Annotated in this window: 3 protein-coding genes; all 3 read right to left on the reverse strand. The window is 55.7% G+C overall.

All coding sequences use genetic code 11. From position 1 onward, the window contains the following. Positions 1-157: 157 nt before the first annotated feature. Genes KUV65_RS17945 through KUV65_RS17955 form a run of 3 tightly spaced genes read right to left on the reverse strand, consistent with a single transcriptional unit; the run spans position 158 to position 6,127 of the window. Positions 158-1,465: a class I SAM-dependent methyltransferase gene (locus KUV65_RS17945; protein WP_222192113.1), complete on the reverse strand. Its 1,308-nt coding sequence runs from the start codon at positions 1,463-1,465 to the stop codon at positions 158-160. A gap of 35 nt (positions 1,466-1,500) precedes the next feature. Then, entirely contained in the window at positions 1,501-2,370 is an 870-nt protein-coding gene (locus tag KUV65_RS17950) for a hypothetical protein (protein ID WP_222192114.1), read from the reverse strand. 43 nt (positions 2,371-2,413) lie between these two features. Next, positions 2,414-6,127, reverse strand: coding sequence for a glycoside hydrolase family 99-like domain-containing protein (locus KUV65_RS17955; protein ID WP_222192115.1), 3,714 nt, complete (start codon positions 6,125-6,127; stop codon positions 2,414-2,416). Positions 6,128-6,418: the final 291 nt, after the last annotated feature.

Consider the following 6,418-nt stretch of genomic DNA (forward strand, 5'->3'; position numbering starts at 1 on the left):
TGAACGGGCTGGCGGACCTGACGATCACCGACAACGGCGTCAACAGCCGGATCGAGTTCGCAGGCGGCGACGCCATCATCGTCATCGGATATACCGGCGGCTTCGACGGATCGGATTTCTTCTTTAGTTAACGGGAAGTTGCGTCAGGTATTTGCAGTCATGGCTTCAAGCGCAATACTGCTACATGTTGAAACCCGCTTAGAACTGCAGGTTCGATTGCCAAGACCTCGAAAAACTCGGAAAATTTTTGGTGCCACCAAGAATCCGAGGAGAAAACCTGGCGATAGTAGTCTTCATCCGAAATGAACCCTTGAAGTTCATGATTCCTGTCGGCGTCGAACAATTTCCCGCCCATAAGGGCACGCAATTCGTCTGGGCGACGTGAGAGATAGGATACTGCGTTTGATGTGCCATGAAATGACAACAACGCCAAACCATCGGGTCGCAAGAGTCGAGAGACCTCGGACAGCCATTGGTCTATGGATTCCTCTTTCAGATGCGACAACACCGAACAGGCATAAACGAGATCGAACATGCCATTCGGCAAGGGTGTGGGCGGGGCAGTTTCCACATGCAGATATACGCCCGTTAAATTCTCAGAACACCACCCGACATTGTCCTTGTCGATATCGATACCAGTCATTTGAACGGCACTGTCCGTTTCAAAATGACGCGCAACACGGCCGCACCCCACACCCCAGTCCAAAACCTTTATTTCAGGTTTTGAGGCCACACTGCCATAGCGGTGAGACAGCGTTTTTATGACCTCATATGCTGCTTTGCCACCGTTGAGAAAAGATGCGCGGTTGGCTTGTGCACTTGCGACACGCTGAATTCGGGTGTCATCGGGCAATTCAGCAAGCATATCGCGGTTCGTGAAATTCCACTGGTCGCGATAATGCGCAGCATCTGAGCTTTTGCCATTCAGGGCTCGAAGATGGAACTGAGCCCAACCCTCCACTTGCGAGAATGGAAAGCGATATTTGTGACGCACCACGTTTTCCGGCGGCATGAACCAATGGGTCCGACCGAAATGCGTATCGTATTTTGATTCAAGCAACACCCCGGACATCCCATTGCACAAGAGATCTACAGTTGCGGGCGTCCTGATCGACAGCGGGAAAACGAATCCGACATCGGCATAAATAGAACCGTCCTTGATACCGATCTCGTAGATCCGCCACTTTCCGCCACCCAAAGCGGTTTGCATCGCTGTAAGGAGACCCCCAGTCCGATAAGCCTTTTCAAAATCACGCGTATCGATGTGAAAGACTGTTTCACCCCCATCTGATTTTGCCTCGAGCTTATGATCGGCCAAATGATCGAAATGCACGGTTAATCGGGAAAGAGGTACATTGCGCTCGCCAGCCGGAAGCTTGCCGAGACAGGCCGCGCCGATGTACAGATCGACATCACGATCAAACGGCTGATCGAGTTGAAACCGGGCATCTGGGTCGAGGCGCATCTTCAGGTCCTTTGCCGGAGATTACGGAGAAGATATTAGTCAGTACCGTCGGTCAGCAGGGCATTCGGCATTTCGAACAGGAAGTTTGAATCGAAATTGTGCCTGAGAAACGGTTCGTAGATTGAATACCTGGCGCGCAATCGTTCAATGAGGGTTTGACATTCGTCTTTCGATAGCGGGTAGCGCGCTGGAGGGTCGGGATCGAAACTTGCGGTCTTCAGGAAACTGATCAGATCCGAGCGGTCCGGCTCGACAAGCCCGGCCCGGTTGGCTTGGCGGACGATCTCGACAACCGAAAACGGCAAGCTGACGTTCTCGCGAAACGGCAAGGTTTCAAGGTCGAGATTGTCGATGCCGGCGGTTGCCAGGAAATCCGCTTCGAGGGTACCTCCAATCCATTGGGGTGGATCGTAAGGGCACAAGATCAGATTTGGTGCCTGTAACCAATCGCGGAGAAGGGCATGATAGGACACATCGTAGGGAGATGGATCGCTCCCTATCGGATGCGTCCATTTTACCTTGGGATCGCGAACCACTTCGTTGAATACACTGACCAGTTGCGCGCAGGGGTTGCGAAGGTATGCCACGACGGTCACGTCATGCGGCGCCAGCACCTCGAGGAACCCGGGAACATCAAACGCCTGTTCCGCAAACATTTCCGAGCTGAAGATGATTGTATCATGGGCCGGAGAGGACAGACAGTCGCCAAGAAAGCGAGCGACTTTGTCACTTCTTTGTCCCTTACGCCAGCCGACCGCCACCGGATGATGATTGGGCCACTCTTGATCTAAACACCGGTAGAGAACGCCGTGAGATCCCAGCTTTTCGCGGTTCTGGTACAGGAAACTTTGCAGCGATGTCGTTCCGGTCTTGTGTAGACCGATATGAACGAAAACCCTTTTCATGAAGTTGTCCTGGTAACTGTCGTCCAACCTGTCTGGGGTTCAGTCATTGGGCACCCAGGTAATCACGGCAGTTTTCAAAGTGGCGGTGCTGTTGCCGTATGACTTTGGCCTCGAGACTAATAAGGTTCCTAACCGTCGATTGCACGCGCATGATCTCGTCCAGGTGCCGCTTGACGTCGGTTGACCGAGTAACGCTGTCCTCGTGGTATCTATGCGCATTCAAGCTTTGGGGCACGTAACAAACCTTTCCAGAACCCTTAAGACACATTTCCACGTAAAGCCGCCAATCACCAGCGATGCGGTATGAGTACAGTTCATCGCCGAGCGTCTCGAACGCGTCGAGCAATGTATCCCTATGGAACACGACCGCCGAGGCGTTCAGCATTACGTTCTTGATCGCAAGGCAGCTGCGCAGAAAGCTTTCTGCGTCCATGTCGAAGGCGCTCGAAAAATCGACGCCTTCGATATCATCGAGGTGCGTCATGTAGCTGTCCGATATCACCTGGCCCCGGGTATTCACGCGTGTGCTGTCGCAAAATCCCATGATCGCACAAGACCTGGTCATTTCGGGTAGCAGAGTTGCAAGCAGCTCCGGGTCAGCAATATCATCCGCTTCCGCTAACCAGATGTATTCTGCTTTTGCCATTTCCGCAGCGCGCCGCCATTGCCGGAAGACAGAGCCGGTGTTCTTCTCGTTGACCACAACATTCATTTTCCGCTGGGCGGTGGCGGCCACATCGCACGCTATCGTGACGCTGTCATCGCTGGACGCGTCATCAAGGAGCAAGACCTCTCTGAGCGGATGGGTTTGTGCAAGCACGCTCGTCACACGCTGCGGCATGTAACGTTCGTAGTTGTAACTAAGGATGGCGGCAGACACGGATGGCAAATCCGGGACGAGGCGCTGCAGTAGATCGAAAACGTAGGTGACGAAATCAAAGCTGGTCTCGGCCTCTTGCATGCGGGCCATTGACTGCTCGTCGCGCATTTTGGGCGTCACGTCCAAGGCGTCAATGATCGCAGCGGTCGCGGCCTCGGAAATAGCTCCGTCGACAAGGACCCCGTGTCGTTCGATCAATGAATCGCAACCACCACAACCGCGATGACCCACGACAGGAAGTCCCCAGGCAAGCGCCTCAAGGACGACGGAAGGGAACGGGTCTTCTCGCGATGCAAGGTAGAAAAGGTCTGCCGCAGCGTAGAAGCGCCCGACATCCTCCTGATGCCCAAGAATGCGGATCCGGTCGGCCATACCGGACGCGGCGATTTCCGGTTCGATCCAGATCTTCATCTCTGGCGCCACCGACCCCACCCATACGAAAATCAGACTGGGATCAGCACGGCATGAGGCGAGCGCTACAGCAACGAACCGGTCGAGACCCTTCCGCAAGTCGCCATAGCCCACGCCAAGAACCACACGATGTGCTGCGTCAGCCCCCAACTCGGCGCGCGTTGCGCCACGCGCCAGATCGTCCGTTTCAGATTTCGTGGAATAAATCCCTTGTGGCGAGATCGCAGCCGAATTCGATATCGGTCCGGCGACCTCTTCGAAACGCTCTTTTACGATACATGCCGGAAACACGACTTGATCGGCATGTTCTGCCACGAGCCGTGCCGCGTCCCCCAAATCCTTCTCAAGGATGATGCCTGGCAACTCGTGGATCAGTGAAACAACACGCATACCGGCGCTTTTAAGTTGCGGGCTAAGCAGCCCAGCGACAACCGTGTTGGTTAGCGCACAATTGACGCCGCCCAAATGCAGGCGCGCAAGATGCAACCTAAGCTCTTCCTCGGACGTCAAAGGATCGGCCAAAAACACTTCGCCGATTGCCTCGTACTCTGACCGGAGTGGCCCGTCGCGCAAAAGCAGGAAATTGACCTGAAGCCCCATCTCGGCGGTAAGGACCCGCGCGATGTTCAAAAGCAGTTTCTGAGCACCGTTACGCTCTGCGTCATGGCCGACCAACAACACCCGGACCTTTGGTCCCCGCACCGCTCCGCTCCTGCCAAAGGCAGCGCGCGCCAACGCATTGAGATAAGCGCCCCCATGGTGGACGTCCGGCTCGAGGGTCGCGCCCTCGGCCCATTCGTTCCAAGCGTTCACACAGACGATGGGATGGTCGAACACAGGATGCCGTCGCGCATGATCGACCAACTGGCGCATCCAGGCTTCGAATTTTGCCGGACTCGCGCCATGGAGGACCATGCCACGCCCAGGACGGCGCGCCTCGTTATCCCAAGAGGGGACGGCTGTCTTGATCAGTGGGTAATCCGGTGCCGGTTCGACGACAGACCGTTCCACGACCGCCTCATAATCGTAAACATGGCCCCGATAACGATCATCGATCCACGCTAGGCTATCGTTGATCGGATCCAGACCGTTCAGCAGTTTGTGCGGTGGAAACTCGATTGCACCATCTAATCCGTATTCCCTCGGATCTGTATCGCCAAACCCTTGGGCCATGAAGATCAGAGGGTCGAGTTCATGGTTCTCCCCAAAGATCTCGCGCCAACGGGCGATGGTGTCTTTTGCGTTCGGAACATGGCCGGGTCGGTACAAGAATAGTAGCGGGCGCCCGCCCAGCCGAATGTAACGAGGATCGGCCATATGTCGGGCAAAATCCGCCACGAGGGCCTCATCGTGATCGGGATGGTAACTTTGCGCAAGGAGCACATCGGTTTCCGCGCCGTCCCACGTCCTTGTCCAATTCTCGTTTGCCCACATAAGGCAGAACGGAAATTCCAGGCTCGGGTCGTCCAGAAACCCCTCTACCGGCTCGTCAAGCACCCGCGCTCCGTCAAACCAGTAATGGTAGAAACAGAACCCGTGAATCCCGGCGTCCTGAGCCAACTTGATTTGTCGTTTGAGGGGGGCTTTGTGCGAAAGATCGTAAAACCCCAGATCGCGCGGCAAACGCGGCTGCAGATGACCCTCGAAACGTGGCAGCGCCCGCGGAAGGTTACGCCATTCCGTAAAGCCGTTCCCCCAATGCCGATCATTCACAGGGTGACGATGAAATTGCGGCAGGTAGTAGCTCAGAACCATCGCCGCAGGCTCACCACCGACGCCGATTGCAGGGTCGATCTCCTCGAAAAAAGGGCCTCGCGACAGTGCGCTTTCATGCGCCGCGTAGAGGCCTTGAGCGGGATGACCAAGAGGTGTCAGGCGACGGCGCTCAAAGCGACCTGTAGAGCAATAATGAACGAACGGGTTAACATCGGCCTCTGCCACATCCTCGTTCGTTGCAAGGTAATGACGCGTGGAAAACCAGGGCGCTGGATCTCGACCTTCCCGCCATCCCTCCGACAGATAGTGTTCGATCAGGTCGTCAGGCACTTCCCCTCGTCGAAAACCTGCACGATAGAAGGTTTGATCGAACCACGGCGCGACAGCATCGGAGGCGGAAGACTTGTTTGGTGCAGTCCAATTTAGCCGGTATGTCGCATCTTTCTCGGGCGGTACGCTCGCACGGCCTTCGGCGCGCCCATAAAGTGCGTAATGCAGAAAGGGGTTCATTCCACTTTCCGCTACATCCGGGTTCGCCGAGAGGTAGCCGTTGGTCGAAAACCAACGCGCTGGATCAAGCCCATTTTTCCACCCAACGTCCAGATAGTGGCGAACAAGGTCATCGTCGCTTCCGATAGGCTCGGACGTGCTCTCACGATAGAAGGAAGCGTCGAACATCTCACGGATAGCATCGATCGGATCGTTGCGCCTTGATCCGATTGCTAGGACGGACAGATATTTCGATAGCATCTCAACGCCCTGAGGTTTTCGCGAAAATCCTGAGATATTCTGGAAGCCGGTAAACCAACGCAAAGGTCATCGCAAGCAAGCCAATCGGACTGGCCTGCCCAACAGAGCGCTGAAGTCCGGCTTGACGTGCTGGCTCAAAGCGTTCCTTCCACCGCCTGCCCTACACGAAGGTGAAATCCGATCCGTCGAAGCCGCCGGTATATCCGATGACGATGATGGCGTCGCCGCCTGCGAACTCGATCCGGCTGTTGACGCCGTTGTCGGTGATCGTCAGGTCCGCCAGCCCGTTCA

This window comes from Maritalea mobilis, from assembly GCF_019800885.1.
Classification (GTDB): domain Bacteria; phylum Pseudomonadota; class Alphaproteobacteria; order Rhodobacterales; family Rhodobacteraceae; genus Roseibacterium; species Roseibacterium beibuensis.